This is a genomic window from Nocardia sp. CA-151230 (assembly GCF_050942175.1).
Taxonomy (GTDB): Bacteria; Actinomycetota; Actinomycetes; order Mycobacteriales; family Mycobacteriaceae; genus Nocardia.
This window is the reverse complement of sequence record NZ_CP192061.1, coordinates 3,190,778-3,216,730: the sequence shown is the minus strand read 5'-3', so window position 1 is coordinate 3,216,730 and position 25,953 is coordinate 3,190,778. Positions and strand designations below refer to the sequence as shown.

General features: G+C 69.4%; 23 protein-coding genes. 8 read left to right on the top strand and 15 right to left on the bottom strand.

The window, feature by feature from the left end; genetic code table 11:
• The first annotated feature begins 1 nt into the window (after position 1).
• Both ypfJ and ACQP1O_RS14755 read left to right on the top strand, forming a co-directional pair.
• On the top strand, positions 2 to 925 hold the full coding sequence (gene ypfJ, locus ACQP1O_RS14760; RefSeq protein WP_433566357.1) for a KPN_02809 family neutral zinc metallopeptidase: 924 nt from the start codon (positions 2 to 4) through the stop codon (positions 923 to 925).
• Positions 926 to 1,244: 319 nt separating this feature from the next.
• Complete coding sequence (locus tag ACQP1O_RS14755) at positions 1,245 to 1,658, top strand: hypothetical protein (protein ID WP_433566356.1); 414 nt, start codon at positions 1,245 to 1,247, stop codon at positions 1,656 to 1,658.
• Positions 1,659 to 1,668: 10 nt separating this feature from the next.
• Here ACQP1O_RS14755 and ACQP1O_RS14750 read toward each other — a convergent pair whose 3' ends face one another.
• From ACQP1O_RS14750 to ACQP1O_RS14735, 4 genes are all read right to left on the bottom strand, one after another.
• Complete coding sequence (locus ACQP1O_RS14750) at positions 1,669 to 2,748, bottom strand: 2-oxoacid:ferredoxin oxidoreductase subunit beta (protein ID WP_433566355.1); 1,080 nt, start codon at positions 2,746 to 2,748, stop codon at positions 1,669 to 1,671.
• Entirely contained in the window at positions 2,748 to 4,655 is a 1,908-nt protein-coding gene (locus tag ACQP1O_RS14745; RefSeq protein ID WP_433567688.1) for a 2-oxoacid:acceptor oxidoreductase subunit alpha, read from the bottom strand. The genes ACQP1O_RS14750 and ACQP1O_RS14745 overlap by 1 nt, the downstream gene beginning before the upstream one ends.
• Positions 4,656 to 4,917: 262 nt before the next feature.
• Complete coding sequence (locus ACQP1O_RS14740; RefSeq protein ID WP_433566354.1) at positions 4,918 to 5,931, bottom strand: Rv2578c family radical SAM protein; 1,014 nt, start codon at positions 5,929 to 5,931, stop codon at positions 4,918 to 4,920.
• 31 nt (positions 5,932 to 5,962) lie between these two features.
• Positions 5,963 to 6,949 (bottom strand): NAD-dependent epimerase/dehydratase family protein, encoded by a 987-nt coding sequence (locus ACQP1O_RS14735; RefSeq protein WP_433566353.1) that lies wholly within the window; start codon positions 6,947 to 6,949, stop codon positions 5,963 to 5,965.
• 137 nt (positions 6,950 to 7,086) lie between these two features.
• Between ACQP1O_RS14735 and ACQP1O_RS14730 the strand changes: the two genes are divergently transcribed.
• From ACQP1O_RS14730 to ACQP1O_RS14720, 3 genes are all read left to right on the top strand, one after another.
• Positions 7,087 to 7,416, top strand: coding sequence for a type VII secretion target (locus ACQP1O_RS14730; RefSeq protein WP_433566352.1), 330 nt, complete (start codon positions 7,087 to 7,089; stop codon positions 7,414 to 7,416).
• The gene (locus ACQP1O_RS14725) at positions 7,413 to 7,589 is read left to right on the top strand and encodes a hypothetical protein (RefSeq protein WP_433566351.1); all 177 of its coding nucleotides are present in this window, start codon (positions 7,413 to 7,415) and stop codon (positions 7,587 to 7,589) included. Before ACQP1O_RS14730 ends, ACQP1O_RS14725 begins: the two co-directional genes overlap by 4 nt.
• 61 nt (positions 7,590 to 7,650) lie before the next feature.
• Positions 7,651 to 8,649: a hypothetical protein gene (locus ACQP1O_RS14720; RefSeq protein ID WP_433566350.1), complete on the top strand. Its 999-nt coding sequence runs from the start codon at positions 7,651 to 7,653 to the stop codon at positions 8,647 to 8,649.
• A 175-nt stretch (positions 8,650 to 8,824) separates the two neighbouring features.
• Here the strand turns inward: ACQP1O_RS14720 and ACQP1O_RS14715 are convergent, their stop codons facing one another.
• Positions 8,825 to 9,574: an SDR family oxidoreductase gene (locus tag ACQP1O_RS14715; RefSeq protein WP_354837294.1), complete on the bottom strand. Its 750-nt coding sequence runs from the start codon at positions 9,572 to 9,574 to the stop codon at positions 8,825 to 8,827.
• A 247-nt stretch (positions 9,575 to 9,821) separates the two neighbouring features.
• On the opposite strand from ACQP1O_RS14715, the gene ACQP1O_RS14710 reads away from it, so the two are divergent.
• Positions 9,822 to 10,694, top strand: coding sequence for a TIGR03619 family F420-dependent LLM class oxidoreductase (locus tag ACQP1O_RS14710; protein ID WP_433566349.1), 873 nt, complete (start codon positions 9,822 to 9,824; stop codon positions 10,692 to 10,694).
• Positions 10,695 to 10,717: 23 nt separating this feature from the next.
• Here ACQP1O_RS14710 and ACQP1O_RS14705 read toward each other — a convergent pair whose 3' ends face one another.
• The 3 genes from ACQP1O_RS14705 to hisS form a co-directional block, all read right to left on the bottom strand.
• Positions 10,718 to 11,719, bottom strand: a complete 1,002-nt coding sequence (locus ACQP1O_RS14705; RefSeq protein WP_433566348.1) for a malate dehydrogenase — start codon at positions 11,717 to 11,719, stop codon at positions 10,718 to 10,720.
• A 144-nt stretch (positions 11,720 to 11,863) separates the two neighbouring features.
• Positions 11,864 to 12,511: a hypothetical protein gene (locus ACQP1O_RS14700; protein ID WP_433566347.1), complete on the bottom strand. Its 648-nt coding sequence runs from the start codon at positions 12,509 to 12,511 to the stop codon at positions 11,864 to 11,866.
• Between the two features lie 186 nt (positions 12,512 to 12,697).
• Positions 12,698 to 13,978 carry a histidine--tRNA ligase gene (gene hisS, locus ACQP1O_RS14695; RefSeq protein ID WP_433566346.1) on the bottom strand — a complete coding sequence of 427 codons (1,281 nt, stop codon included), beginning with the start codon at positions 13,976 to 13,978 and terminating at the stop codon, positions 12,698 to 12,700.
• 180 nt (positions 13,979 to 14,158) lie between these two features.
• Here hisS and ACQP1O_RS14690 point away from each other — a divergent pair, with 180 nt between their 5' ends.
• Together ACQP1O_RS14690 and ACQP1O_RS14685 are read left to right on the top strand one after the other, a co-directional pair.
• Complete coding sequence (locus ACQP1O_RS14690; protein WP_433566345.1) at positions 14,159 to 15,016, top strand: peptidylprolyl isomerase; 858 nt, start codon at positions 14,159 to 14,161, stop codon at positions 15,014 to 15,016.
• A gap of 403 nt (positions 15,017 to 15,419) precedes the next feature.
• Positions 15,420 to 15,980 (top strand): hypothetical protein, encoded by a 561-nt coding sequence (locus ACQP1O_RS14685; protein ID WP_433566344.1) that lies wholly within the window; start codon positions 15,420 to 15,422, stop codon positions 15,978 to 15,980.
• Between the two features lie 90 nt (positions 15,981 to 16,070).
• Here the strand turns inward: ACQP1O_RS14685 and ACQP1O_RS14680 are convergent, their stop codons facing one another.
• The 7 genes from ACQP1O_RS14680 to ACQP1O_RS14650 form a co-directional block, all read right to left on the bottom strand.
• Complete coding sequence (locus ACQP1O_RS14680) at positions 16,071 to 16,454, bottom strand: DUF4913 domain-containing protein (protein WP_354837280.1); 384 nt, start codon at positions 16,452 to 16,454, stop codon at positions 16,071 to 16,073.
• A complete protein-coding gene (locus tag ACQP1O_RS14675) occupies positions 16,451 to 18,352 on the bottom strand; it encodes a TraM recognition domain-containing protein (RefSeq protein WP_433566343.1) in 1,902 nt (633 codons plus the stop codon). The genes ACQP1O_RS14680 and ACQP1O_RS14675 overlap by 4 nt, the downstream gene beginning before the upstream one ends.
• 37 nt (positions 18,353 to 18,389) lie before the next feature.
• Positions 18,390 to 18,926, bottom strand: coding sequence for a hypothetical protein (locus ACQP1O_RS14670; protein ID WP_433567687.1), 537 nt, complete (start codon positions 18,924 to 18,926; stop codon positions 18,390 to 18,392).
• 179 nt (positions 18,927 to 19,105) lie between these two features.
• The gene (locus ACQP1O_RS14665) at positions 19,106 to 19,414 is read right to left on the bottom strand and encodes a transposase (protein WP_379395031.1); all 309 of its coding nucleotides are present in this window, start codon (positions 19,412 to 19,414) and stop codon (positions 19,106 to 19,108) included.
• Entirely contained in the window at positions 19,411 to 22,944 is a 3,534-nt protein-coding gene (locus ACQP1O_RS14660; RefSeq protein ID WP_433566342.1) for a hypothetical protein, read from the bottom strand. Before ACQP1O_RS14660 ends, ACQP1O_RS14665 begins: the two co-directional genes overlap by 4 nt.
• 3 nt (positions 22,945 to 22,947) lie before the next feature.
• Complete coding sequence (locus ACQP1O_RS14655; RefSeq protein WP_354837270.1) at positions 22,948 to 24,438, bottom strand: SCO6880 family protein; 1,491 nt, start codon at positions 24,436 to 24,438, stop codon at positions 22,948 to 22,950.
• A complete protein-coding gene (locus ACQP1O_RS14650) occupies positions 24,435 to 25,910 on the bottom strand; it encodes a hypothetical protein (RefSeq protein WP_364612297.1) in 1,476 nt (491 codons plus the stop codon). Before ACQP1O_RS14650 ends, ACQP1O_RS14655 begins: the two co-directional genes overlap by 4 nt.
• Positions 25,911 to 25,953: the final 43 nt, after the last annotated feature.

Below are 25,953 nucleotides of genomic sequence, written 5' to 3'. Positions count from 1 at the left end.
CATGACCTTCAACGAGGGCCTGCAAATCGACCCGAACCGGGCGAGTGGTGGCGGTGGCGGACCGGGTATGGGCGGCGGATTGGCTCTCGGCGGTGGTGCGCTGGGCATCATCGCGGTGATCGCGGCACTGATCTTCGGCGGTGACCCGGGCAGCATTCTCGGCCAGTTCACGGGCGCTGACAGCAATGCCAAGTCGGGCACCGCGACCCTGCCCACGCACTGCAAGACCGGTGCCGACGCCAACAAGTACGTCGACTGCCGCGTCATCCTGACCGCTCAGAGCCTCGACGCGATCTGGGGCACCGAACTGCCCGAGCAGACCAACCGCAAGTACGTGGTCCCGAAGCTCAACCTCTTCTCCGGCGCGGTCAACACCGGCTGCGGCCGTGCCTCCTCCGCGGTCGGCCCGTTCTACTGCCCCGCCGATCAGACCGCCTACTTCGACACCAGCTTCTTCCAGGAACTGGTCGACCGCTTCGGTTCCAGCGGCGGCCCGCTCGCCCAGGAGTACGTGGTCGCCCACGAGTTCGGCCACCACATCCAGAACCTGCTCGGCGACATCAACCGCGCCCAGCGCGACCCCCAGGGCGCCGCCTCCGGCGCGGTCCGCACCGAACTCCAGGCCGACTGCTACGCCGGGGTCTGGGCCAACTACGCCGACAAGCTCCCCGCCCCCGGTTCCAACACCCCCTTCCTGAAGCCGTTGACCGACAACGACATCCGCGACGCGCTCTCCGCCGCGTCCGCCGTCGGCGACGACCGCATCCAGAAGGCCGCCACCGGCCGCGTCAACCCGGAAGCCTGGACCCACGGCTCGTCGGAGGAACGGCAGAAGTGGTTCCTGACCGGCTACAAGACCGGCCAGGTCAAGGCCTGCGACACCTATTCGGCCCGGGACCTGAACAACCCACCCGCTCTCCGCTGACCCGACCTCCCACGGTCCCCAGCCTCGAACAGGCTGGGGACCTTGCCATTCCGGCCCCCACCCGTTTTCGCTCAGGGCGAGGGCCCTATCCGGGTGTGGTCGGCGTGGCAGCGCGGGTGCGGCGTGCGGTTGACGGCAGAATCGGCGGCGGCGGGTGGGCGCCCGCAAGGGAATTCGGAGGAATGAGATGCGGACAGCAAGGGCAGCAAGACCTTTCGGCGAGACCGGACGCGGCCGGGTGGCGCGGCGGCGTGGGTGGCGGGCGGGGGCCGTGACCACCCTGGCCGTGGTAATGCTCACGGGCACAGGGGTATTCGCGATGGCCGACCCGGCATCGGGGCCCGGCATGGCGCTGTTCACGCTGACCGCCATGCCCGCGGGATGGCAGACGCGGACGGATCTGCATCCGTCGCTGGAGATTCAGCCCGACGGTCGGGCGGTGAAGCGGGCCGACAACGGCGCGCAGCCGGTGACCGGGACCGTGCCCGCCGACGTCATCGGGGCCGCGGCGGCCGAGGTGAAGGCGCTGGCGGCCGTGGACATGGGGACACCGGACCAGGCCGACAAGGGGACCTCCATCATCGACTACATGCCGCAGTCGCCGGATCAGGACGTGCACCTGATCGTGTACGCGCCCGAGCTCGGCGACGGGCTCAACGATGACCAGAAGGCGTCCCGCAAGCGCTTCGACGATCTGTTCCAGCGCTTGCTGAACGCCTTCGTTCCGGCCTAGCGGCGAAAGATCAGCCGACCGTCCAGGTTTCGCGGCCGGTGAGCAGCTCCTGCAGCGAGTTCTCGCTCACCGGTTTGCGTTCGACGGCGGTGTTCAGCTGGGCGCGGACGCCGTCGTCATAGGTGGGGCGGGAGACGCTGCGGAAGATGCCGGTCACCACGTGGGTGAGGTCCTGATCGGACAGGCGCGACAGGGCGTAGGCGTATTCGGGGTGGTCGGTATAGGCGTCGTGGACCACGATCTCGGATTCGGCGACACTGTCGGCGCGCGCCACTCGCAGGCCGAAACCAGCACGGACCACGGCGAATTCACCGTCCGCGCCGAAGCGAATGGGCTCACCGTGCCGCAACCGGACGAGATGGGATTCGGCGTTCTCCCGGCGCAGCGCGTCGAAGGAGCCGTCATTGAAGATCGGGCAGTCCTGCAGGATCTCCACGAACGAGGTGCCGCGATGTTCGGCGGCGGCGCGCAGCACCTCGGTGAGCCCGGCCCGATCCGAGTCCAGCGCGCGGGCGGCGAAGGTGGCCTCGGCGCCCAGCGCCACCGACAGGGTGTTGAACGGATGGTCGACCGAGCCCATCGGGGTGGACTTGGTGACCTTGCCGGTCTCCGACGTCGGTGAGTACTGGCCCTTGGTGAGGCCGTAGATCCGGTTGTTGAACAACAGGATCGTCATGTTCACATTGCGGCGCAGCGCGTGGATGAGGTGATTGCCGCCGATGGACAGCGCGTCGCCGTCCCCGGTCACCACCCAGACCGACAGGTCGGGCCGGGTCACCGCCATGCCCGTGGCAATGGCCGGCGCGCGGCCGTGGATCGAGTGGATCCCGTACGCCTCCAGGTAGTACGGGAACCGGCTCGAGCAGCCGATGCCGGACACGAACATCAGGTTCTCGCGCTCGAGACCCAGATCGGCCAGGAAGCCGCGCACGGTGGCCAGGATGACGTAGTCGCCGCACCCGGGGCACCAGCGCACCTCCTGATCGGAGGTGAAGTCCTTCGCCTTCTGCGGCCGGTCGGTCCGCGGCACGCCGGACAGTCCGGTGAGGCCGAGATCGGTGCCCACGAGTGGGTTTTCGAGAATGGTCATCAGTTACCCCCAGGGGTGCGGTAGGTCGCCCGCGCGCGTGCGGTGAAGGCCTTGGCCTGTTCCATCTCCGCGATGGAACCGTCCAGGGCCGCGTCGATGACGCCGACCAGTTCCTGTGCTTGGAAGGCGGTGCCCGCGATCTTGGTCCACGGCTGCACGTCGACCAGGTAGCGGCCACGCAGCAGCATGGCCAGCTGGCCGCCGTTCATCTCCGGGCAGACCACGGTGCGGTAGCGGCGCAGCACGTCACCGAGGTTGGGCGGGAAGGGGTTCAGGTTCCGCAGATGCGCCTGCGCCACCGGCACCCCGCGTCGCCGTGCCCGCCGGCACGCCTCGCCGATCGGCCCGTACGAGCTGCCCCAGCCGATGAGCAGCAGTTCGGCGCGGTCCCCCGGATCGTCCACCTCGAGGTCGGGCACCGCGATGCCGTCGATCTTGGCCTGCCGGATCCGCACCATCAGCTCGTGATTTGCCGGGTCGTAGGAGATATTGCCACTGCCGTCGGCCTTTTCGAGCCCGCCGATGCGGTGGGCGCGGCCCACGGTGCCGGGCACGGCCAGCGGCCGGGCCAGGGTCTCCGGATCACGCGCGTAGGGCTGGAACGAATCGCCCTCCGCGCCATCGGATTCGAAGCCCGGATCGATCGGGGCCAGTGCGGTGATCTGCGGAATCGCCCACGGCTCGGAACCATTGGCGATAGCGCCGTCGGACAGCAGCAACACGGGAGTGCGGTAGGTCAGCGCGATGCGGGCCGCGTCGAGCGCGGCGTCGAAGCAGTCCGCGGGTGAGCGGGGCGCGACGATGGCCACCGGCGACTCGCCGTTGCGCCCGTAGAGCGCCTGCAGCAGGTCGGCCTGTTCGGTCTTGGTGGGCAGGCCGGTGGAGGGCCCGCCGCGTTGCACGTCGATGATCACCAGCGGCAGCTCGGTCATGACGGCCAGGCCGATGGTCTCGCTCTTGAGCGCGAGCCCCGGCCCGGACGTGCTGGTCACCCCGAGCGCGCCGCCGAGTGCGGCGCCCAGTGCCGCGCCGATGCCGGCGATCTCGTCCTCGGCCTGGAAGGTGGTGACGCCGAAGTTCTTGTGCTTGCTCAGTTCGTGCAGGATGTCCGAGGCCGGGGTGATCGGGTAGGTGCCCAGGAAGACCGGCAGCCCGGACAGTTGCCCCGCGGTGACGATGCCGTAGGCGAGCGCGGTGTTGCCGGTGATCTGCCGGTAGGTGCCGGGCGGCAGCGTCGCGGGGGCTATCTCGTAGGTGGTGGCGAAGGCCTCGGTGGTTTCGCCGTAATTCCATCCTGTCCGGAATGCGAGGATATTCGCTTCGGCGACATCCGGTGTGGCCGCGAATTTCTCCCGCATGAACTGTTCGGTGCCGCCGATGGGCCGCCCGTACATCCACGACAGCAAGCCGAGCGCGAACATATTCTTCGCGCGCTGCCCATCTTTCTTGCCCACACCGGTCGGTTCGGTTGCCCCGAGCGTCAGCGATGTCATGGGCACCCGGTGCACCACGAAATCGGTCAGCGTGTCATCGGTGAGCGGATCACCGGCATAGCCGACCTTGGTCAGATTTCGTTTGGTGAATTCGTCAGTATTCACGATCACCGTCGCCCCGCGGGCCAAATCCTCCAGATTCGCCTTCAGCGCAGCAGGATTCATAGCGACCAGTACGTCGGGCTGGTCCCCGGCGGTGAGGATGTCGTAGTCCGCGATCTGGATCTGGAACGACGACACGCCCGGCAGCGTGCCCTGGGGCGCGCGGATCTCGGCGGGGAAGTTCGGTTGGGTGGCAAGGTCGTTGCCGAAGGCGGCGGCCTCGTGGGTGAAACGGTCACCGGTGAGCTGCATACCGTCACCGGAGTCACCCGCAAAGCGGATGACGACTCTTTCCAATTTCTCGACCGCCAATTTCGCTGTGGCGCGGCCATTTCCGGCCGCCGCTACCCCGCCGTCGGACGGAGCTTTCACAGTGCTGTTGTGCAGCGGAGCCACAGTTTCCGTGTCCGGCAGTGCCGCAGTATCTTTGTGCGGCAGCGCCGCAGGGTCGTCATGCTGCGAAACCATGCGCGTGCATCACTTCCTCGTCAGGTGTGAGGTACCAACGCCAAACTACTCCGCAATATTCGCGACACACCCGTGAAGCGCAATGGTTTCGATCAAAGAACCGCCGTCAGGCAAACAACGCCAGCTGCGGATCGGGCGTGTGCGATTCGGCGACGCGGACCTCGGGTTCGGCCGGCCGATCGCGGTTCAAGCGGTGTTTCTCCAGCAACGGCTCGATTCGGCCGCGTAGCCACGCAGAATACTCCGGTGTCACCGAAGCACCCCGACCATACAGTTGCCGGTAGCGTCGCAGCAGCGCCGGGTGGGCTTCGGCCAGCCAATTGAGGAACCAGCCGCGCGTGGAGCCGCGCAGATGCATGGGGAACGCCGTGACACCGGCGGCCCCGGCCTCGGCAATGGCGGCGAAGAGCGCGTCGAGATGCGCCTGGGAGTCGGTGAGGTACGGAATGACCGGCGCCACCATGACATTCACCGCGAATCCGGCGTCGGCCAGGGCGCGCACCAGTTCCAGCCGCGCCCGCGGCGAGGGCGTGCCTGGCTCGAGGCCGCGGTGCAGCTCCGGATCCAGAATGGCGATGGAGACGGCGAGGTGCACCGGCACCTGTCCGGCGGCCTGGACCAGCAGCGGCAGATCCCGCCGCAGCAGCGTGCCCTTGGTGAGAATGGAGAACCCGGTGCCGGAGTCGGCGAGCGCGGAGATGATGCCGGGCATGAGCCGGTAGCGGCCCTCGGCGCGCTGATAGGGATCGGTATTCGTGCCCAGCGCAACCGATTCCCGCCGCCACGAGCGCTTGTGTAGTTCGCGCCGCAGCACCGGGACCACATTGGTCTTGACCACGATCTGGGAGTCGAAGTCGGCCCCCGCATCCAGGTCGAGGTACTCGTGCGTGCCGCGGGCGAAGCAGTAGCGGCACGCGTGCGAGCAGCCCCGCATGGGGTTGATGGTCCAGCTGAAGGGCAGATTGCTCTCGGGCACCCGGTTCAGGGCACTCTTGCAGAGCACCTCGTGAAACGTGATGCCCTCGAACTCGGGCGTCTGTACGCTGCGTACGAAACCCGCACGTTCGAGCCCGGGTAGCGCGCCGTCATCGGCGCCGAGGGTTTGCCTTTGCCAACGCACCACCCCAGTCGAACATGCGTTCTAAAGACTGTCAAGCAATCTTCTGCGTGTCGGACTCGATCGGCTGCCCGTTGTAGAAGGCGACCAGATCCCGAATGGTCTGCTCGGCGGGCCGCGGCCGGTAGCCGAGTTCCTCGGTGGCCTTGGTGTGCTCGACGATCGGCGCCGACAGCAGCGCGCCCATGGCCGCCTTGGAGATGCGGTCACTGCCCAGCGCACGGGCGACGGGCTCCATGACCGGCATACACGCGTTGATGACCTTGGCCGGAATCGCGAAGGCGGGCTTCATCTTCCCGTTGACCTCGGCAGCGGTGCGGGTGGCCTGGAACATGTCGGTGAAGTGCCCGCCGAGCAGGTAGTTCTCACCGGTGCGGCCGCGCTCGCTCGCGAGCACCAGGCCCTGGGCCACGTCGCGCACGTCGACCAGGTCGAAGCCGCCGCTGATCATGACCGGCACCCGGCCGCGCGCGGCGTCCCACAGCGTGGTGTTGATGCGCGAGGCGGTGTTGTCGATCGGACCGTACACACCGGTCGGGTTGCACACCACCGCGTCCAGGCCCTTGTCGATGATCTTGCGCAGCTCGATCTCGCCCTGCCATTTGGAGCGGTCGTACACCGGCAGCTCGGGATCGATGGACCGCGGCGAGCGCTCGTTGATCCGGCCGCCACAGCTGTACTGGTTGAACGCGTGAATGGAGCTGGTGTGCACCATCCGCCGCACGCCGACCTCGCGCGCGGCGTCCGCGACGATACGCACGCCCTCGGTGTTGACCCGCCAGGCCACGTCGTTCTTGTGGGCCAGCGTGATCAGCGCGACCAGGTGGTAGACCACCTCGGCCCCGTCCAGCGCGGCACGCATGGACGTCGGGTCCAGCACGTCACCGTTGACCCAGGTGACACCGGGCTGGCTCGCGCCCGCGACCCGGTCGATGGCAGTCACTTCGTGACCGCGATCGGTAAGCAGGCGAAGCAAATTGGTGCCAAGGAACCCGGCAGCGCCGGTGACTGCGACCTTCATGGTGACGAGAATATAGAACTTGTTCTAATTTGCAACAACGGTGTGGTTGCGGTGTGTGCTCGCACGCCACGCCGGTCTGGACGATCGACGGGATATATTCGCCATCCGCATGTCCATGACGATCAGGGGGTACTGCCATGGCCGATCTCTGGGTCGACACCGGTGCGGTGCGCACATTCGCCGCCGCACAGGACGGCGTCGCCGCCGACATCGCCGCCCAGGGCGGCCTCGACACGGTGTCCCACGTCGCGGCCATGACACCGGTCTTCGGACTCATCGGCGCGGACTTCCTGGTCGGCTTCGCGGTCGCCGAACTCCTGCACGATCGCGACATCGCCGCCCTCTCGGCCCGCTTCGGCGCCCTCGGCCGGGCTGCCCTCGGATCGGCCGCCACCTACGACACCACCGATGCCGAATTCGCCGGGGGCCTCGGCACGGCCGCCGCGCAGATCGGCGAACGGGCATGAGGCCGACCAACTCCGGCGTCATCGATGCCCTCCGCCCGGCCGGTCCGGACACCAGCGTGAGGGGAGCCGACAGCGTGAGCGTCATGGGTCCGCTCCCGGATCTGCCGCTGGGCACCCTGCCCGCGGCCGTGCTGCCGCCGCTGCCCGCCGATCCGGTCGGCGATCTCATGTAAGGGCCGCGCGCTCCCCGCGATTCCTGGACTGGACGCGCTTTTCCAGCCGTTCCGGGAGCTGTTGCAGAGCTTCGGCACCGGCGTCCTCGGCGGGCTGAATCCGGCGACCCTGCTCAGCACCGGGTCGAAGGTCATCGCGTCCGCGGTCCAGGTCGGCGGGGGCGCGCTCGAGACCGTCGAATCCCTGTGGCAGGGCCGGGCGTCCCAGCGTGCGCAGGAGTCGGGCCGGCAGGCCGGGAACCACGGACTCGAGACCGTCCAGCGCGGCTTCGACCTCTCGTCGATCACCACTCAGGCCGCGGCCGTGGTGGAGCGGGGCAATATCCAGCTCACCGCCATCGCGCGGGCGTTCGCCGCCGAGGCCACGGCACTGGCCCCGCTGATCCTCACCCCGATCGGCCGGACCACGCTGATCGCCTCGGCCACCCGGCATCTCGGCGAGGCGGTCGCGGTCGTGAACGCCACCCACGGCGAACTCTCGGTCTACACCGCGCAGGTGCACGGCATCATCGGTCAACTGCTCGACCAGGACGGCGGTCCGAATCCGGCCGAGGTCGCGCGGTCGCTGGCACAGAATGTCGGCCGGCCGATCCTGGAGCAGGCCGAGGGCCTGCTCGAAAGCGGCCTGCGGGCAGCCACTCGCGCGCCCGGCGCACCGGGCGAGGCTGATCCGGTCGGTGGCCTCCCGGATACCACTGCCGAAGGGGGTGGCGGGATCGGAGCCGGTGGTGGCGGTCTCGGCGGCGGCCTGCCGTCAGCCCCTGGCGGTCCCGGGTCCTCGATCCCCGGTGGCAAGGTCACCAACCCCGCGAATCCGTTCGGCGCGGGCGCGGCCGGCATCCCCGGACTCGGTGACCCGGCCGGGTCGGGCTTCATGGGCTCCCCCGTCGCGGCGGGCGCGGGCAAAGGCCGCGCGGCTGCCCGGCAGGGCCGTACCGTGCAGCCGCACCAGAGCCCCACCGCCGAAAGCGAACTCACCGGCAACCTGGGCACCTTCACCCCCGGCGTCATCGGCGAGCCCGCAGACAGCGCGGACGCGGACGCGGCCGATCCCGCCTGATCCGGGTGCGGCACAGCCGCTTTCGTGGCGGCACGGTCGTCTCCCGACAGCAGAATGCCGCGGCGATCGGGTCGGGTACCCCGGTCACCGCGGCATCGGTGGAGGCCGAAATGCGGCTGTACACCCCGCGGGCTCGGCCACCGTTCAGGGCGCGCGGTCGGCGCGCCGCGGTGGATTACACCGCGGTCGGCCGCGTCTGCGCGTCGATTCCGCCGTCGATGACGAACTGGGCGCCGTGGATGAAGCCGGCCTGCGGGCCGACCAGATAGGCGATGAGGGAGGCGATCTCCTCGGGCTTGCCATTGCGGCCGATAGGAGCCACGAAGTTGCGGATGGCGTCACCGTAGCGCGGATCGTCCAGACCGGCCTGCAGCAGCGGGGTTTCGACGCTGCCGGGGGCGACGGTGTTCAGGCGCACGCCGGCGGCGCCCCACTCGACGGCGCGTTCGCGCACGGCCACGGTGACGGCGTTCTTGGAGGACGCGTAGGCGTAGTGGCCCGCGAAATCCCCGGCCTGGGCGAAGGCCTCGGCCTCGGTGCCCGTGCGGATCGGGTTGTCCTCCCACTTGATCTGGGTGGAGGCCACCGACGAAACCACCACGGCCGCAGGGTTTTCGCCCTTGCGCAGCGCGGGCAGCAGGGCGTCGAGCAGGGCCACGGTGGCCCGGTAGTTGATCTCCACCACCAGGTTCGGGTCGGGCACCTGGGGGCCGACACCGGCGCACAGCACCACGCCGTCCAGCACGCCCCCGGAGCGCTCCACGATCTCCTCGACCGCGGCCGCGCGCGCCGCGGCGTCGGTGAGGTCGACGGTGATATCGGCATTGCGCAGGTCGATCCCGATGATGTCGTGCCCGGCGGCGCGCAGGGCGGCGGCGGTGGCCGCGCCGATGCCCGAACCGGAGCCGGTGATGGCGATCGTCATGACGCGATTAGAACAAGATCCAGGAATCCGGACAAGCCCACCGGGATGGGCATCTCAGCCACCGGGACGGCTACGACCGGGCGGTCTGCCGCTGCGATACGACAGGTGAGCACCTCCAGCAGGATCGGGTGCGGAGGATGCGGATCGCTCGTTCGACTGCCTTTCCCGCGAGCCTCCCGCTAGCATCACTCACAGAACTAGAATCTGTTCTAGTTTTTGTACTGGCTCACTGTCGAGAGGACGATCGATGCGCTTCACCTACGCGGAGGCGATGACCAACCCGGATTACTACATCCCCCTCGCGCAGGCCGCCGAGGCCGCCGGGTTCCACAGCATCACCGTGGCCGACAGCATCGCCTACCCGGCCGAGTCGGATTCCACGTACCCGTACACCGCCGACGGCAATCGCGAGTTCCTGGACGGTAAGCCGTTCATCGAGACCTTCGTGCTGTCGGCCGCCCTCGCCGCGGCCACCACCACGCTGCGCATGACCCCGTTCGTGCTCAAGCTGCCCATTCGCCCGCCGGTGCTGGTGGCCAAGCAGGCCAGTTCGCTGGCCCGCCTGAGCAACAACCGCTTCGCCCTGGGCGTGGGCATCAGCCCGTGGCCGGAGGACTTCCAGATGATGGGCGTCCCGTTCGAGAAGCGCGGCAAGCGCCTGGACGAGTGCATCGAGATCGTGCGCGGCCTGTCCACCGGCGAGTACTTCGAGTACCACGGCGAGTTCTACGACATCCCGAAGATCAAGCTCACGCCTGCCCCGACCCAGCCGCTGCCGATCCTGGTCGGCGGGCACAGCGATGCCGCGCTGCGCCGCGCGGTGCGGCTGTGCGACGGCTGGATGCACGCCGGCGGCAAGGGCGACGATCTGGACAAGTACCTCGCGCGGATCAACGAATTGCGCAGTGAGCGCGACAATCCGGGCGAGTTCGAGATCCACGCGGTCTCCCGCGACGGCTACACCACCGACGGGGTGAAGCGTCTCGAGGAGAAGGGCATCACCGATCTGATCGTCGGCTTCCGCAACTCGTACGCGATGGAGCCCGACACGGAGTCGCTGGAGGAGAAGATCGTCAAGATCAAGTGGTACGGCGAGAACGTGATCGGCAAGCTCAGCTGATCAGGACCGCTCGGCGGGGCTGATCAGGACCGCTTGGCGTACCCCAGGTCGATCACGGCGTCGCGCTCGCTCACGAGTTCGGCGACGCTGTGCTCGATCCGGGTGCGGGCGAACTCGCCGATCTCCAGGTCCGGCACGATGGTGTACTCGCCATCGGCGCAGGTCACCGGGAACGAGCTGATCAGTCCCTCGGGCACGCCGTAGGAGCCGTCCGAGGGCACCGCCATCGAGGTCCAGTCGCCGGGCGCGGTGCCCAGCACCCAGTCGTGGATGTGGTCGATGGCGGCGCTGGCCGCACTCGCGGCCGAGGACGCGCCGCGCGCCTTGATGATGGCGGTGCCGCGCTGCTGCACGGTCGGGATGAAATCGTCGGTCACCCAGGCGTGGTCGGCGATGAGCTCGAGCGCGCCGCGCCCGCCGACCGTCGCGTGGGCGAGGTCCGGGTACTGCGTCGCGGAGTGATTGCCCCACACCGTGATCCGCGCGATGTCGGCGGCCGCCGCCCCGGTCTTCTTCGCCACCTGCGCGATCGCGCGATTGTGGTCGAGCCGGGTGAGCGCGGTGAACCGCCCGGCGGGCACGTCGGGCGCATTGCTCATGGCGATGAAGGCATTGGTATTGGCCGGATTCCCGACCACCAGCACCCGGATGTCCGCGGCCGCATTGGCATTGATGGCCGCGCCCTGATCGGTGAAGATCGGCCCGTTGGCCGCCAGCAGATCCGACCGTTCCATGCCCGCGGTCCGCGGCCGCGCACCCACCAGAATCGCGATATTGGCCCCGTCGAATCCGATCCACGGGTCATCGGCGATATCGATGCCCGCCAGGAGCGGGAACGCCCCGTCCTCGAGTTCCATCGCCACGCCCTCGAGTGATCCGACGGCGGCCGGAATCTCCAGCAGACGCAACCGCACCGGCGTCTCGGGCCCCAGCAGCGCCCCCGACGCGATGCGGAAGAGCAATCCGTAGGCGATCTGCCCGGCGGCTCCGGTCACGGTGACTGTCACTGGCGCGGTGGTGCTCACGACGATCTCCTCGCGATGGCGGGTAGGTCCGTCTTCACCCTAGCCAGGCTCACTCCCCCACGTCCCGCCCCGTGAGCAGCACGTGAGCGAACAGACACCGGCGCGGGCCGGTGAATCCGGCTCGGGGATGGGTGAATTGACCGCTCAGCGGGCCAGGTCGGCGATGTCGGCGTCGGTGAGGACGACCGGGGCGACCTGGTCGCGATCGCGGACCATGCGGACGGCCCGGTAGAGGGGACGTTGCTCGGCGACGGCGTCGCGGGCCTCGGCGCGCAGTTGCTGGACGAGCAGTCCGGAGATGGCGAGGGCGGCCGCGAGGGGGCAACCGGCCAGGGCGTCGGCGAGTTTGCGCAGGCCCAGAATGTGGAGTTCGCGGCCGCTGCCGGAGTCGCTGTAGATGGCCAGCGGCACGACCTGGGTGTCGGCGCCCGCGGTGACGCGCAGCACGATGCGGCTGATCTTGCCCGGGTAGACCAGGATTTCGACGGCGGTGGCGCCGGCCAGGTCGAGGCGGCGTTCGCCGCGCCAAGTGCGGGCACGGATGACGGTGCCGGACACCGTGATTCGCCGCCGCTGCACGGCCACGGCGTAGAGGGCGGTGGGCGCGCCGAGCACGAGGCCGATGGCGAGGGCGATCGGCCAGTGCACGAACAGCGCCATCAGCAGTCCGACCCCGATGCCGATGCCGAGCGCGGCCAGGGTGAGCCTGCGCAGGGCGGGGGCCAGCAGTTCGGGGGCGATCAGGTCGAGGCCGATTTCGCCGTCGGGCCCCCGTTTCGATTCATCAGTCACAGCAGCGCATTCGTCCAAGTCTCGATGGGTCGGGCCTGCCGGCGGCACGCACCGCCCCCGCGGGACGCACCGCACGGTACCAGCAGGTCCTAACCCCATACCCCGATTTGCCCCACCCCAAGCCCCCATCGGCGCGGCGGCTGCCGGCCGGGCCGGACAGCGGCGCTGTCCGGCTCGGCCGACGGGTCAGTTCTGCTCGCCCGCGAGTGCGGCCGCGACCTGGGCTACGGCCTCGTCCAGGGGAATCTGGCGCTGTTCGCCGGTGCTCAGATCCTTGAGCCCGATCTGGCCCTCGGCGACCTCGCGGTCACCGAGCACCAGGGCCAGCTGCGCGCCGGACTTGTCGGCCGCCTTCATCGCGCCCTTCATACCGCGGCCGCCGTAGGCGAGGTCGGTGCGGATGCCGGCCCGGCGCAACTCGGCCGCGAGCACCACCAGGCGCTGCTTGGCCACCTCACCGAGCGGGACGCCGAACACCTGGACGCGGGGACCGTCGATGGCGGACTTGCCCTCGGCCTCGAGCGCGAGCACCGTCCGGTCGACGCCGATGCCGAAGCCGATGCCCGACAGCGGCTGCCCGCCGAGCTCGGCCATCAGCCCGTCGTAACGGCCACCGCCGCCGATGCCGGACTGCGCGCCCAGCCCGTCGTGCACGAATTCGAAGGTGGTCTTCGTGTAGTAGTCGAGCCCGCGCACCATGCGCGGGTTGACCACATAGGGCACGCCCAGCGCGTCGAGGAGGCCGAGCACCTGCTCGAAATGCGCCTTGGCCGACTCCGACAGGTGGTCGATCATGAGCGGCGCGTCGACGGTCATCTCCTTGACCTCGGGACGCTTGTCGTCGAGCACCCGCAGCGGGTTGATCAGCGCCCGGCGCTTGGTCTCCTCGTCCAGCGGCAGCTTGAACAGGAACTCCTGCAACAGTTCTCGATACTGCGGCCGGCAGGTCTCGTCGCCGAGCGAGGTGATCTCGAGCCGGAAACCGTCCAGTCCGAGCCCGCGGAACCCGGCGTCGGCGATGGCGATCACCTCCGCGTCCAAGGCCGGGTCGTCGACGCCGATGGCCTCCACGCCGACCTGCTGCAGCTGCCGGTAGCGGCCCTTCTGCGGGCGCTCGTACCGGAAGAACGGCCCGGCGTAGCAGAGTTTGACGGGCAGCGCCCCGCGGTCGAGGCCGTTCTCGATGACCGCCCGCATGACGCCGGCGGTGCCTTCGGGGCGCAGGGTGAAGCTCTCGCCATTGCGGTCGGCGAAGGTCCACATCTCCTTGGTGACGACGTCGGTGGATTCGCCCACACCCCGCGCGAACAGGGCGGTCTCTTCGAAGATCGGCAGCTCGACATGCCCGTATCCGGCCAATCGCGCCGTCTCGACGAGGGCGTCGCGGACGGCGACGAACTCGGCGGACGTGGGTGGCAGATAGTCGGGGACCCCCCTCGGGGCACGGAAGCTGCTGGTCTTGGTCACGATGCCCAGTTTTCACCACGCCCGTCCGCCAAGTCCAACCGGTTACCGGCCGACGGCCACCAGGGCCTGCCATATGTAGGTTTTTCTCAGCGAATGCAGGTAATGTCTGCCGCGGCCGCTGGGCTGACGGCCGCAGTCTGTACAGACATCAGATACCGACCGTTCACGGAGGGACAGTTAGTGCCGAGCAATGAACAGCGACGCGCTGCGGCGAAGCGGAAGCTGGAGCGTCAACTGGAGAATCGGGCCCAGCGGGCGCGTAAGCGCAAGCAACTCACCATCGCGGCCTCGGCCCTGGGTGTTGTGGTCGCGGTCGCGGCCGGTGTCGGCATCTACTTCCTGACCAAGGGCGATGACAACAGCACCAGCGCCAAGGCCTCGGAGACTCCGGACGCCTCGCTGACCGCCGCTCCCCCGCCGGCCGCCAAGGCCAAGCCGGCCTCGGTCAGCTGTGAGTACCGTCCGTCGCAGAAGCCGGCCGACAAGCCGGTGAATCCGCCGAGCACGGCCAACATCTCCACCGCCGGTGATGTCAAGGCGACCATGGACACCAGCCAGGGTCCGATCTCGATGACCCTGACCCCGGGTGAATCCCCCTGCACGGTCAACAGTTTCGAGAGCCTGGCCAAGCAGAAGTTCTTCGACAACACCAGCTGCCATCGCATCACCACGGGCAAGGGCCTGGAGGTGCTGCAGTGCGGCGACCCCACCGGGAGCGGAATGGGCGGTCCCGGTTACGAGTTCGACAACGAGTACCCGACCGACCAGTACGACCCGAATGATCAAGCCGCCCAGTACCCGATCGCCTACAAGCGCGGCGTGCTCGCCATGGCCAACGCCGGCCCGGGCACCAACGGCAGCCAGTTCTTCCTGGTCTACGGCGATTCCGAGCTGCCGCCGCAGTACACCATCTTCGGCACGGTCGACGACGCCGGTCTCGCCACCCTCGACAAGATCGCCAAGGCGGGTGTCCAGGGCGGCGGCCAGGACGGCAAGCCGGCCGCGGACGTGAACATCCAATCGGTCCAAATCAACTGACCAGCATGGTTTTTCGGGCCCGGCGCTTCCCGCGCCGGGCCCGATTCTTTTCCGGCGAAGGTCTCGGGAAGGTCCCGTTGAACCTCTTGCGTAAGGCTTCCCTAACCAAAGAAAATCCTGACTTTCCCACGACGTGCCGGAATTGTGCGATATATGCTGGATCGCGACGCGCGCGTACGGTGGTTTCGGAGTTTTCGCTGGTAACCTCGTAGAACGGAGTACCAAGGCGTAGTAAAGCCCACCGGGCAATCCCCACCGGGCCGCTGCCACGCCTCATGGGCTCCGGGTGTCCACGTTTGCAGGCGGGATATGGCTACGCGCAACCACCGTTCGTGTGGCGATGTCCGTGACGAAGCACCACAATCATCCATAGTGATCTAACTGCAGCATCGGGGAGCAGGCAATGGCCGAGGAACTCGACGACATCGGCCGCGAAACAGCGGCGATGATGAGGCAAATGTTGCAGCTCGCGACACTTGTCGCGCTGCGCACCCGGGAACGTGGCCAGAAGGAAGCGGAAGCACGCGTCAGGGTCACCGAGGTCCGCCAGAAGGAGGGCCGCGAGCGTCGGCTGCGTGAGGCAGCGGATGCCAAGGCACGTGATCCGCGCAACCGCGAACTCTCGCGAATCTTGGAGCGCCCGACGCGTGAACGGGGCGTATCTCTCGAAAAGGATCGATTCTCCGCTCAGGCGGAGGCATCTCGAATGGCCGCGCAGCAAGCCAACCGCGGCTCCATGCGATACGACTCCGTGGAACGGCGAACCGCGCTGGCCCAACACCTTTCGCGCATGGGCATCTCGCCCGAACTGCAATCGGTACGGCTGCTGATGGAGGTCGGACAGGCCCAGTCGGCACAGGATGCCGTGCGGCTCCGGGAGCAGGAGGCGGCGCAGCGGCGGGTGCGGGAGCAGGAAGCGCACGAGCGGGATCGCGAACGCGCTCGCTCGCGTGAACGAGTCTGAGCAGCAATAACTTCGAACCGTGGCGGATCGCAACCCGATCCGCCACTTTCCGTTTCGGCGCCAGCACCATACCGGCGCCCACGGTTCATCTCAGAGCGGGAACTCCCCCATCGTGGGATTGCTGAACAAGCCCTGCTGGGGGGACTTCAACGGCAGCGGCGTGAGCATGTCCTTGTGGCCGTTGCGCACACTGCAGTACTTGAACGGGCCCTTGGGATCGAACAGTTTCGCCATGTGCGGGTCGGCGTGATCGAGGAACCAGATGCTCAGCCCGGTCTTGCCATCGTGGCGGAAGTGCTCCCACGCCCGCCACATGGCATCCAGTCGCGCGACCGCCTCGGCGTGCTTCCACCATTCGGGGCACCACACGGTGTCGCTGATATCGGTCACCTGCCGGCGGTACACGAGGCTGAGGTAGTTCTCCACGAACTCGACCACGCTCGCGTAGACCATGGGTGTTGACTCTTCGCTCACAGCGGTCGAACCTCCTCGGGCGCCGAAACATCCGGCAGTGTCTCTTTGATCAGCGCGGGGCTGATCAGATCGGAAATCTCGGTCTTGCGCGTGGGTGACGGGTCGTGGGCTTCGATCGACCGCTCGACCGCGGCGGCGTCGGGGCCCTCCCACCACGGCACCGTGCGCAGCAGCACGGCCGGTGTGCCCGAGGCGAACAGGATGGCGCGCCCGCGCGGCAGGGTCGCCAGGGCATGGGCGTTGAAGGTCCGCGACGAGCTCAGGGAGCGCGAATAGCTCTTGCCGCCCTTCGATTCCGACACCGACTGCGAGATGCTGTCGTAGTCGCCGATGGCCTCGGAGCGCTGTTGCAGGAATGTCATGTCGTCGATGCCGCTGCCGATGACCTTGATGTTGGCGGCGCCCCAGAGCGCCTCCATGCCATCGGGTCCCCAGCAGCGCGCGCCCTGCGCCCAGGACTGCAGCACCGTCATCACCACGATGCCGCGAGAACCGAAGTGGCTGTACTGCTTCGGCAGATCCTTCCAGCGCACGACATTGGCGGCCTCGTCGAGTGCGGCCAGCAGCGGCACCGGCAGTCGCCCGCCCGGCGACCGTGACGCCTCGCGGGAGGCCACGTCGATGACCGCCGCGGTCAGGGCGCTCACCAGCGGCGCCGCCGAACCCCGGCCCTCCAGCGACAGGCAGTAGAGGGTGCCGTTGCGCTCGAGGAATTCCAGTTCGTCGAAGGCCGACCGGCCGCCGTTGGGGATGATCCACGGCTGGATGTGCGGGAACTTCAGGCACCTGATCATCGCCTTCGCGCCACCGAAGATGCCGTCGCGCGTACGGATGTCGAGGTTGTACTGGCCGGCGAGACCCTCGGCCATGTAGTGCTTGGAGTGCGCGCGCAGGATCTCGATGGGGGTGGTGTCCATCGGGTTGTTCACCCATTCCCAGGCGCGCAGGATGTTGCTGCCCTCGAAACCCGCGGCCAGGAACAGTGCCGCGAGCAGATCCTCGGCCTCGGGGTCGAAGTACGAGTCCGCGCCCTGGCCCGCCGAGGGACTGCCCTCCGCATCGGAGAAATGGCCCGCCAGGCTGACCGCCCGCACCTCGCAGCCGGGCCGGTGCACGTCGACCCACGCCAGCGGATCCCAGTACCAGCCGGGTTCCTGCTGCGCCTGCAGGTCGTGCGAATCCGGGGCCACGCCTTGCGGATCGAAGACGAAGATCTGACTGCCCTTGCCCGCGCGCACATCCCGGGTGGCGTCGACGACGTCACGCTTGTTGGAGGTGACGACCACCGGGCCGATGGCGGCGAGCACGGCCGGGATCACCCGGGAGGTGGTCTTGCCCTGCCGCGGGCCCCAGATGTCGACCTGCAGATCCTCGTAGGAGCCGTACATCATTTCGCCGTCGGCGACCGACATGCCGATCGGGATGCCCGGAACCAGCATGTCCCCGGGCCGCATCAGTGAACCGGGAATGAGCATGTCCCCGCTGAGGTGCTTGTGCAGCGGCACGCCGATCTGGCCGGCCTTCTCGCGGACACCGGACAGCGTGAGCGCCTTGATGGCCCCGCCGGTGCCCATGTGATCGGCCTTGTCGTCGATCGCCAGTCGGCCCTTCTTGGCGCTCATCTCGCGGCGGCGCCGGTACAGCACCCAGCCCAGCGTCCCCCCGAAGACGAGCAGGATGATCACGGTGGCGGCGGCAGGCCAGCGCAGCTGGCCCTTGAGCAGGTTGACCACGATGGCGATCGGGTTGATCGGCACGTGCTGGCGTGGCGAACTCAGCAGGTTGCCCAATTGCACGGCCAGCCACACGGTTCCGAAGAAGTAGAAACCCGCGTAGACGAGGTGCAGGACACGATCCGGACCCGGGTCGGCCGGGTCCGCAATCGGTTTCTTCGCCATCTCTAACCTCCTGGGATGACCTGTGAGTCGTTACCGCTCAACGGAATTCGTCCAGCAACCAGCCACCGGCAGGTCCACGCACGACGGTGGCGACGACCGTGGCCGGGGGCAGCGATTCCCGCCTGCCGTCCGGATAGACGACCGTCTGCTCGATGCCGATCTTGTACTGCTGCCGGTTCGGATCGGCGCCGGCGGGGGCCTTCTCACCGGAGGCGAACGCGAACGCCTCGACGTGAGCGCCCGCCTTGGCCCAGTCGGCCCAGCGCAGTGACGGTCTCGGGGTTTCCACGCCGGTGGATGGGTTGTCCAGTGTACGGATCAGGCTGGGTCCCAGCCATTTCCGGGCCCGGCGCAGCGCGTCGCCCTCGGACTCGGTGGCCGGGTACCAGGTGTAGATCTGCTCCAGCGCGGTCACCGCGACACCGTCGGGCGTGGTCGGGTCGGGGGCGGGGGCATCCTCCAGCAACCGGGTGGTGGACGTAGGCGGTTGCCCGGCAGACGGATTCGAGCCGCCACCGGTCGAGCTGCTGCCGCCGCACGCGGTGGCCAGCACTGCGACGCTCACCACCAGCATCACCACCCCAATCGCGGGACGCGTGCCTGCGCTCGCACCGTTCATACCCGTGCTCGCGCTCACCGGCCCGCGCCGGCGGCGCAGCACCGGACCACCCTTCCAGGCTAGTCGCTGAGCGGTATATCCGGGCCATACCAGCGGGTTCGCCGAGTCGGCGTGTTCGCTCTCGCGGCAGCGGCTCATGTGCCGCGCTTGGCGTCGTGGAGGGTTTCCACCAGCGTGCGGTTCATTTCGGCGGCGGCCGCGAGCTGCTGCTGCAGCAGAGCCACCTTGCGGCGCAACGCGATCGCATCCATGCGTTCCAGGCCGGGGCTCTCGGCGGCACGCACCCAGTTGCGCACCGAATTGGTGTGCACGCCGATCTGTTCGGCGACCACCCGGCAGGCCTCGGATTCCGAGCGCAGTTTGCCGGTGAGGGCGATGACCTGTTCGACGGCGGCCTGCCGGACCTCCGGCGACACTCTTCGATACGACCGGTGCGGCATCATGCGGCGCTCCCCTCGTCCGAGCCGCGGCTCGCGGTGGTCTCGGTGAATTCGCTGAAACGCTGGTTGGTGTCGTGGATTCCGCTCTCCCGTTCCGAGAGCGTGAACTCCATGTGGAACGGGATGCCGGGCCGGCGGTCCTCGCCGATCTTGAGCAGGAACTTACCGGTGCCGGGCGCGGGCGGGCGCTGCTGGCCCGGTTTGAGCGCCTCACCGGTGAGCGCCTGCGGCGCGGACCAGCTGGTCACCATCTCCTCCTCGGCGGCGGTGAACGGCACGGTGGAATCCAGGCGCGCGATCTCCTCGGCCGGGAGCGCGCCGAAGATCTTGGCGCGGGCGCGTTCCAGGAAGCCGAGGGCCTTGGCGATGGCCGCCTCGGAGCCCAGGGCCTGCAGGTCCTTGATGGTGTGGCTGATCATGATGAGCGAGGTGGCGATGCCGCGCTGCAGACGGGTGAGCTCGTCGACGCGGTCGACCATGAAGTCGCCCAGGCCCAGCACCTGCCACAGCTCGTCCATCACCACCTGGAAGTAGCGCTGCGGGCCCAGATCCGCGTCGGCCAGCACGTGCGCGGCCTCGACGGAGGCGAAACCGTCGGCCCAGCAGGCCAGCATGACGGCGGCCTTGAGCTTCTTGTCGCCGTTGGGGATGTGGGAGACGTCGATGCAGACGGCGGTGGAGTTGGTGTCGATGGGAGTGGTGGTGTGGCCGTTGAAGATCGCGCCGAACGGGCCCTGGGTGAGGGCGCGCAGAGAACGGCGCAGACCCTTGATGGCCTCCTGGTATTCGTCCGGATTGTCCGCGCCCGCATCGAGTTGCAGTTCGTCGCCGCCCGCCACGACCACCTCCAGGAGGTCCTCCAGGATGGGCGGCTGGTCGGGGGTGAAGCGGCTGTCCTCGCGGTAGAGGATGCGCAGGCCGGTGGAGATGAGGGTCTCCTCGAAGTCGCGCACCCGGGCGCCGCGGACCAGTTCCACCAGACCGGCCACCAGCGTGACCTGGCGGGCGCGCATCTCCTGCATGACCTGGGTCTGCAACTCCGGGAAGTCGTGCAGCAGCGGGACGATCGAGCCCAGCACACCGGCGGCGAGCGGGTTGAGCTTGCCGTGGCCGTAACCAAGGTCGATGACCTGGCCGCCGACCAACTCCACCAGCTTGCGGTAGTCGGGCTTGACGTCGGCAAGCACCAGCGGGGTGATGCCCTGAGCGACACCGCCCAGCACGATCCGGCGCACCAGCGAGGACTTGCCGAAACCATTGAGGCCCAGCACGAACAGGCTGGGCGCGGTGATGAAGCTGCCGCGCATGAACCAGTTCATCGGGTCGAAGCAGACCGGTGCGCCGGTGTGCAGGTGCGAGCCCAGCGGGGTGCCGATGAGCGGCGCACCCGCACCGACCGACCACGGCCACAGGCCCGCGACCTGCGCGGTGGTGGCGCGGTACTCGACCGGGCGGCCCACCACGTTCATCCGCCCGCCGCCCGCGCCGATGTAGCCGCGATCGGTGAGTTGTGCTGTGGTGCGGTCGAATTCGTCGAAGCTGCCGTACTCCATGCGCTCGGCGCGCGCCGCGAAGTTGCGCCGGCGCAGATCGTCGGTGTGCAGGCGGAAGGTGGCCCAGGCCGCCCTGATGCCATTGCCCTCGCGCGCGGTGACCTCGAGCTTGGCCCGCATGGTGTCGTCGAGCAGCTTGGGACCGGACTGCTTCTTCTTGGCCGCGGCCTTGCGCGCCGCGGCGCGCTTGGCGGCCGCGTCGCGCTCGGCCTGGTCGGCGACCTTGTCGCGCTTGTCCTTACGGGCGCCGCGGCCACGCTCCTCGGTTCCGGTCCGCTCGGGCCGTCCGTCGCGCGCGGGCCGGTTGCGCACCGGCCGCTCCCCCGCCTCGCCGTCCGGTCGCGCCGGGCGGGTCCGACCGGGCGCGCCGGCCCGTCCGCCCAGATGTACCCGATCCGCGTCCGTGGACCGCCCGCGACCCTCGGAGCCATTGCCGCGCCGGGCATCCCGCTCCGGGTCGGCACGGCGCTCACGCCCGCCTTCGGCCGCACGCCGCTCGCGCCCGGATTCACCGTCGCCGTGCCGCTCGCGCCCGGATTCACCGTCGCCGCGCCGCTCACGTCCGGGTTCGCCCTCGGCGCGCGGTCGTTCCCGGCGCCGTTCACCGGGCTCCCCACGGCGCACCGCATCCGCCTCGGGTGTGGTCTCGCGACTCCGCTTGCGCTCCATACGATCCCCCTCAGTCCGTTCCGGCCCGCGCGCCCGTGACCGAGCCTCCCCCCCGCGCGCACCGCCGGAGCGCGCCCCCGCGCCACTCCGGCCGGATCCCTTGTCCAGCACGTGTTCCGACCGCTCGGTCCCGGTCTGGCGCCCGGCCGACCCCGGCGCGCTCTGCCCCCGCGCACCGGTCGCGCCGTCCAACTCCCGCTGCTCCCGCACAGCAAGCTCACGTCCGGCCGGCGTGCCGGCCGTGTCGGGCACAGCGGACGTGGGTGCACCGAATTCCCCTGCGCCGCTGGCCGGTTCGAGCGCGGGCATGGCCGGGAGCCGCCGCCTCGCCGTGGGAGCACCGGTCTCCGAGCCCGTCTCCCCGCCATGATCGCGTCCGGTCGGTTCGGCAAGCCCTGCGGCCTCCCACCCGGATGCTCCGGCGTCCGAGCCCGACGCCGGCCGACTTACCCCGCCGGAACGGGTTGCATGCGGGTCGCTCTGCGAATCACCCTCGCGCGCACCGCGACCGCCGCGCGCACTCGCGGGCCCGGTCGCGCCGGAATCGGCCGACGGCGAACTCACGCCGCCCGGCTCGATACCCGCTGCGGCGCCGTCATTGAGGGCTCGGTGGCCATCGCGGCCCGTCGCGAGTGCGTCCCCCGCATCGTGACCGCGACCGTCGGCCGCTGCGGCGCGCGACTCCTCGCGCTGTGCCCGGCCGGGTTCGGCGCTGCGCTCTGCGACGGCCGATTCCGGCACGCTGTCACCCCATGCCTCCGCACGTGCCGCGTCCGCCCCGTTTGCGACCGCACGTTCCGAATCGTTCCGGCGCGCGACGCGAGCGGTGGATCCTGCGGTCGGGTCCCGGTCGGCACTGCTGCCCACCCGGTCCGATGCGCGGGCCTCGCCGTGCCCGGCCCGCTGTGCAGACTCGGTCTCGGCACTGGAGTTCCGGCTCGCGGTGATCCGCTCCGGTGAGTGTTCGCGCTCGGTGTTCGACCCCGAATCGTCCTGTCGCACTCCCGAATCGTCCCGGCCCGCGGTGATCGCGGCGGTGCGTTCCTGGATCGCGTCGCTGGACTCGCCCGCCGCCGGGGCCGGGTCCGCCTGGTCGGCGGGCGGCTCGATGGGGTCGCGGCGGAGCATGCGGCGGTCCGGGAGGGTACCGCGCCGGGGCCGGTGCTCGTCGCGCATGACGCGGGAGGACGGGGGCGGGTACGGGTCCGGCTCGTCGTGGGGGTCGGCGGGGGCCGGGTCGCGGCGGGAGCCGCGCCGGGCGGGCGGCGCGGCGTCGCGTTCGCGGACCGAGGGGTCGAAGTCACGTGGCATGGGTTACCCCGCAAGCGCTTTCGGAATGGTGGCGTGTTCGGGGAGGATCACCCCGCAGCCGAGCGAGGCCGCGAACGCCGCCGCCTGGTAGCGGTAGCAGCGGCGGATCTTGAGGCGGGCCTGGGTGGACAGGTCGCGGGTGATGGCCTCGATGCGCGGCAGATCGCCACGCAGGGGTTCGGTGATGGTGACCAGCGCGCCGAAGCGGGTGACGCCGTGCCCGCGGGCCTGCTCCTCGCGGGCCTGCTGGGTGGCGCCGACGCGCAGGGTGGCAGCGGCGGACACGACCCCGCGCTCGGATTGCTGTGCCACCAGGGCGTTCTTGTAGTCGTCGTCCACGATCTGGGCGGCGTCGCCGGCCGAGTGCGGGCGGTAGACGATGGTGATGCGCTTGCGCGGCACCTCCGGATTCGGCGCGAGCAGCCGCTGCAGCACCCGCTCGTCGACCGCGCCCTCGGGGGCGGTGTCCATCTCCCAGGTGACCGAGCGGCCGCCGTCGTGAATGAAGTGGTCCCAGCGCTCCTCGTGCGAGACCGGGCCCGCGTCGGCCCAATCCAGGCCGTGCCCACCGGGTTCGCCCGCGGCCACCTCGAGATCGGCCTGAGCGGCCGGGTCGTAGCTGCGGCGGATGAACGAGATGATCTCGTCGGCCGCCATGGGCTGGGCGCGAACGCCGGCCTCCGCCAGGGCCGCACAGATGCCGGGCAGGCGGCGACCGATCTCGACCGCCTCCTCCGCCGGATTCTTGCGGCGCTCCGCGGTGGTCGCCTTGAAGGTGATGGCGACCCGCGGCAGCAGCTGCACCCGCTCCTGCGGCAGTTCGGTGGCCAGCTCGTACATCACCTGCTGCGCGAGATCGGGGGCCTCGGGCCGGGTGATGGTGGAAACCTCGGTGAGCAAACGGTTTCCGGTCTCGGGCACGGTGTCGATGACCGGCACCACGGCCACGATGTCGGAGGTCTGCCCCAGCGAGGCGAGGAAGGTGCCCCAGGCGCCCACCCAGCGGTCGATGACCGGCTGGTCGACGGCCTCGTGGCCCTGCGGCCAAGCGCGCAGAACGACTGTGTACTGGGCGAATTGCGGTAGGTGGATCATGCCGAAGCTGTAACCGCCGGCGTCGATGCCCTCGTAGAGCCGCGACGGGGCCATCAGTCCGGGCAGGCGGGTGACGCCGCCCGGGATCCGGGAGAACCGCCCGCCCCGGTACACGTGTTCGCCCTTGGAACGGCCGCGCAACCAATGGAACATCATCAATCCGTTCTCGTAGCCGGAGCGGCCCCCCGTCCGCCACACCAGTGGAACCATCACGACCGTGCCGATGCCCGCCACCACGGCGGCCGGTTTCGGCCCGGCCGCCAGCGCCGTCAGCAGCGCGGTGATCACGACAGCGAAACCGACCACGGTCTCACCCCAGCGCAGGCCGAAAAGGCCGGCGCTGCGGGGCTTCTGCCACAGTCCGTACGAGCGGCGCTCGTACGTCTCGGTCATCGTCATCGTGGGATGGTGCTCCTGCCGAGGTCGGGTGAACGGTTGGCCCAGCGGTCACCGGCCAGGTCGCCCGCGGTGGACTCGGCCTTGCTCAGCGAGGCGGTCGCCGCGCGCGCCTGCGCGACCCGGTTGGCGACGCGGGACGCGCCTGACGGTACTGCGCCGCCACCGCCTTGGGCGGCAGGACTCGCGGCGGGCGCACCGCCGCCACCACCCGCCGGGCGTGGCGAGGGTGTCGGGCGTGGCGCGCCGCCGGGACCGCCGCCCCCGGGGCCGGGACGGGGACGCCCGCCGCGACCGGGTCCGACGAATCCGGCGGCGCCGGGTCCGGCGGCACCGCGCGGGGCCACCGCGCGCGAACCGACCGCACCGAGCGCGGCGATGCCGACCAGGGTGCCGGTGGTGGCGGCCAGACCCGAACCGCCGGAACCGACGATGGCGACCGCCGGGGTCACCAGGCGCATGAGCGCCGGCAGCACGAACGCGACCGTGCACAGCAGCACGATGGCGACCAGCATGCGCTGGGCTTCGTCGGCGTCGGGCAGGTTCACGGTGCCGGTCAGGTCGTCGGTATTGCCCGCGGTGGTGAACGCGATCATGTACACGATCGCCGCCACCGGCTTGTAGAGCATGAACGCGATGATCCAGCCCAGCAGCTTCGAGTACGAGGTGCGCCCGATCTGGGTGCCCGATGCGGCCGCGGCCAGCGGCAGCACGCCCGCGGCCACCACGAGCAGACCTTGGCGGACGATGGCGAGCACGATCTGGGCCAGCGCCCCGAGCAGGCCGACGATCGCGATGATCAGCACCAGACCCGGCGAGAATGCCTGCAGCTTCGAGGTTTTCACCATCAGCTCGGCGATGTTCTTGGCATTGCCGCCGGTGGAGTCGTTGATGATCCACTCGGAGAACTTGTCCGAGGCCTGGGTGGCGGCCACGATCACCGCGCCCAGCATCCAGGAGCTGAACACCACGCGCGCGAACATCCAGAACGATTCCGTGGCCTCGCTGACCGCGGCTCCGCGTCTGGCCTGTGCCAGTTTCAGGCCGGAGAGGATCACCGACGCCATCAGTAACAGGATCTGGACCTGATAGGTGTAGTCGTTGATCTTCGTGAAGAGCGCCCCCGCGTCACTGACCCGTTCGTTCGGGATCTTCATCCAGAACGTCAACGCCAGGATCAACGCCTCGCCCAGACCGTTCATCAGCGAGTCCACCACCTTGCCGAAGGTGGAGTCCCACGCCTTGTCGCGCACGGTGGCGGCGGCGTCGGTCGGGTGGGTCGCGACATTGCCCGCCTTGCACGCGGCCGAGGCCGCGTCGCCGAGCGAGATGCCGGGCACGCCCAGCCCGTCGAGGGAGTCGTGTAATTCGTTGCAGGCCTGGTCGAAACCGTACGTCTGGCCGTAGGCCACCGTCGGGGTTGCGATCATGACGGTGAAGACGACCGCAAGGATCGTGACTAGCCGCCTCAGCATGTGGTCCACCTCTCGATGGGTCGCGATGCCATTTCTGTTGTTG

Coding starts and splice junctions, on each gene's coding strand:
- ACQP1O_RS14755 (WP_433566356.1), top strand. CDS start 1,245: ATGGCCGACCCGGCATCGGGGCCCGGCATGGCGCTGTTCACGCTGACC.
- ACQP1O_RS14650 (WP_364612297.1), bottom strand. CDS start 25,910: ATGCTGAGGCGGCTAGTCACGATCCTTGCGGTCGTCTTCACCGTCATG.
- ACQP1O_RS14725 (WP_433566351.1), top strand. CDS start 7,413: ATGAGGCCGACCAACTCCGGCGTCATCGATGCCCTCCGCCCGGCCGGT.
- ACQP1O_RS14710 (WP_433566349.1), top strand. CDS start 9,822: ATGCGCTTCACCTACGCGGAGGCGATGACCAACCCGGATTACTACATC.
- ACQP1O_RS14670 (WP_433567687.1), bottom strand. CDS start 18,926: ATGCTGGTGGTGAGCGTCGCAGTGCTGGCCACCGCGTGCGGCGGCAGC.
- ACQP1O_RS14655 (WP_354837270.1), bottom strand. CDS start 24,438: ATGACGATGACCGAGACGTACGAGCGCCGCTCGTACGGACTGTGGCAG.
- ACQP1O_RS14675 (WP_433566343.1), bottom strand. CDS start 18,352: ATGGCGAAGAAACCGATTGCGGACCCGGCCGACCCGGGTCCGGATCGT.
- ACQP1O_RS14735 (WP_433566353.1), bottom strand. CDS start 6,949: ATGAAGGTCGCAGTCACCGGCGCTGCCGGGTTCCTTGGCACCAATTTG.
- ACQP1O_RS14730 (WP_433566352.1), top strand. CDS start 7,087: ATGGCCGATCTCTGGGTCGACACCGGTGCGGTGCGCACATTCGCCGCC.
- ACQP1O_RS14665 (WP_379395031.1), bottom strand. CDS start 19,414: ATGATGCCGCACCGGTCGTATCGAAGAGTGTCGCCGGAGGTCCGGCAG.
- ypfJ (WP_433566357.1), top strand. CDS start 2: ATGACCTTCAACGAGGGCCTGCAAATCGACCCGAACCGGGCGAGTGGT.
- ACQP1O_RS14750 (WP_433566355.1), bottom strand. CDS start 2,748: ATGACCATTCTCGAAAACCCACTCGTGGGCACCGATCTCGGCCTCACC.
- ACQP1O_RS14660 (WP_433566342.1), bottom strand. CDS start 22,944: ATGCCACGTGACTTCGACCCCTCGGTCCGCGAACGCGACGCCGCGCCG.
- ACQP1O_RS14685 (WP_433566344.1), top strand. CDS start 15,420: ATGGCCGAGGAACTCGACGACATCGGCCGCGAAACAGCGGCGATGATG.
- ACQP1O_RS14715 (WP_354837294.1), bottom strand. CDS start 9,574: ATGACGATCGCCATCACCGGCTCCGGTTCGGGCATCGGCGCGGCCACC.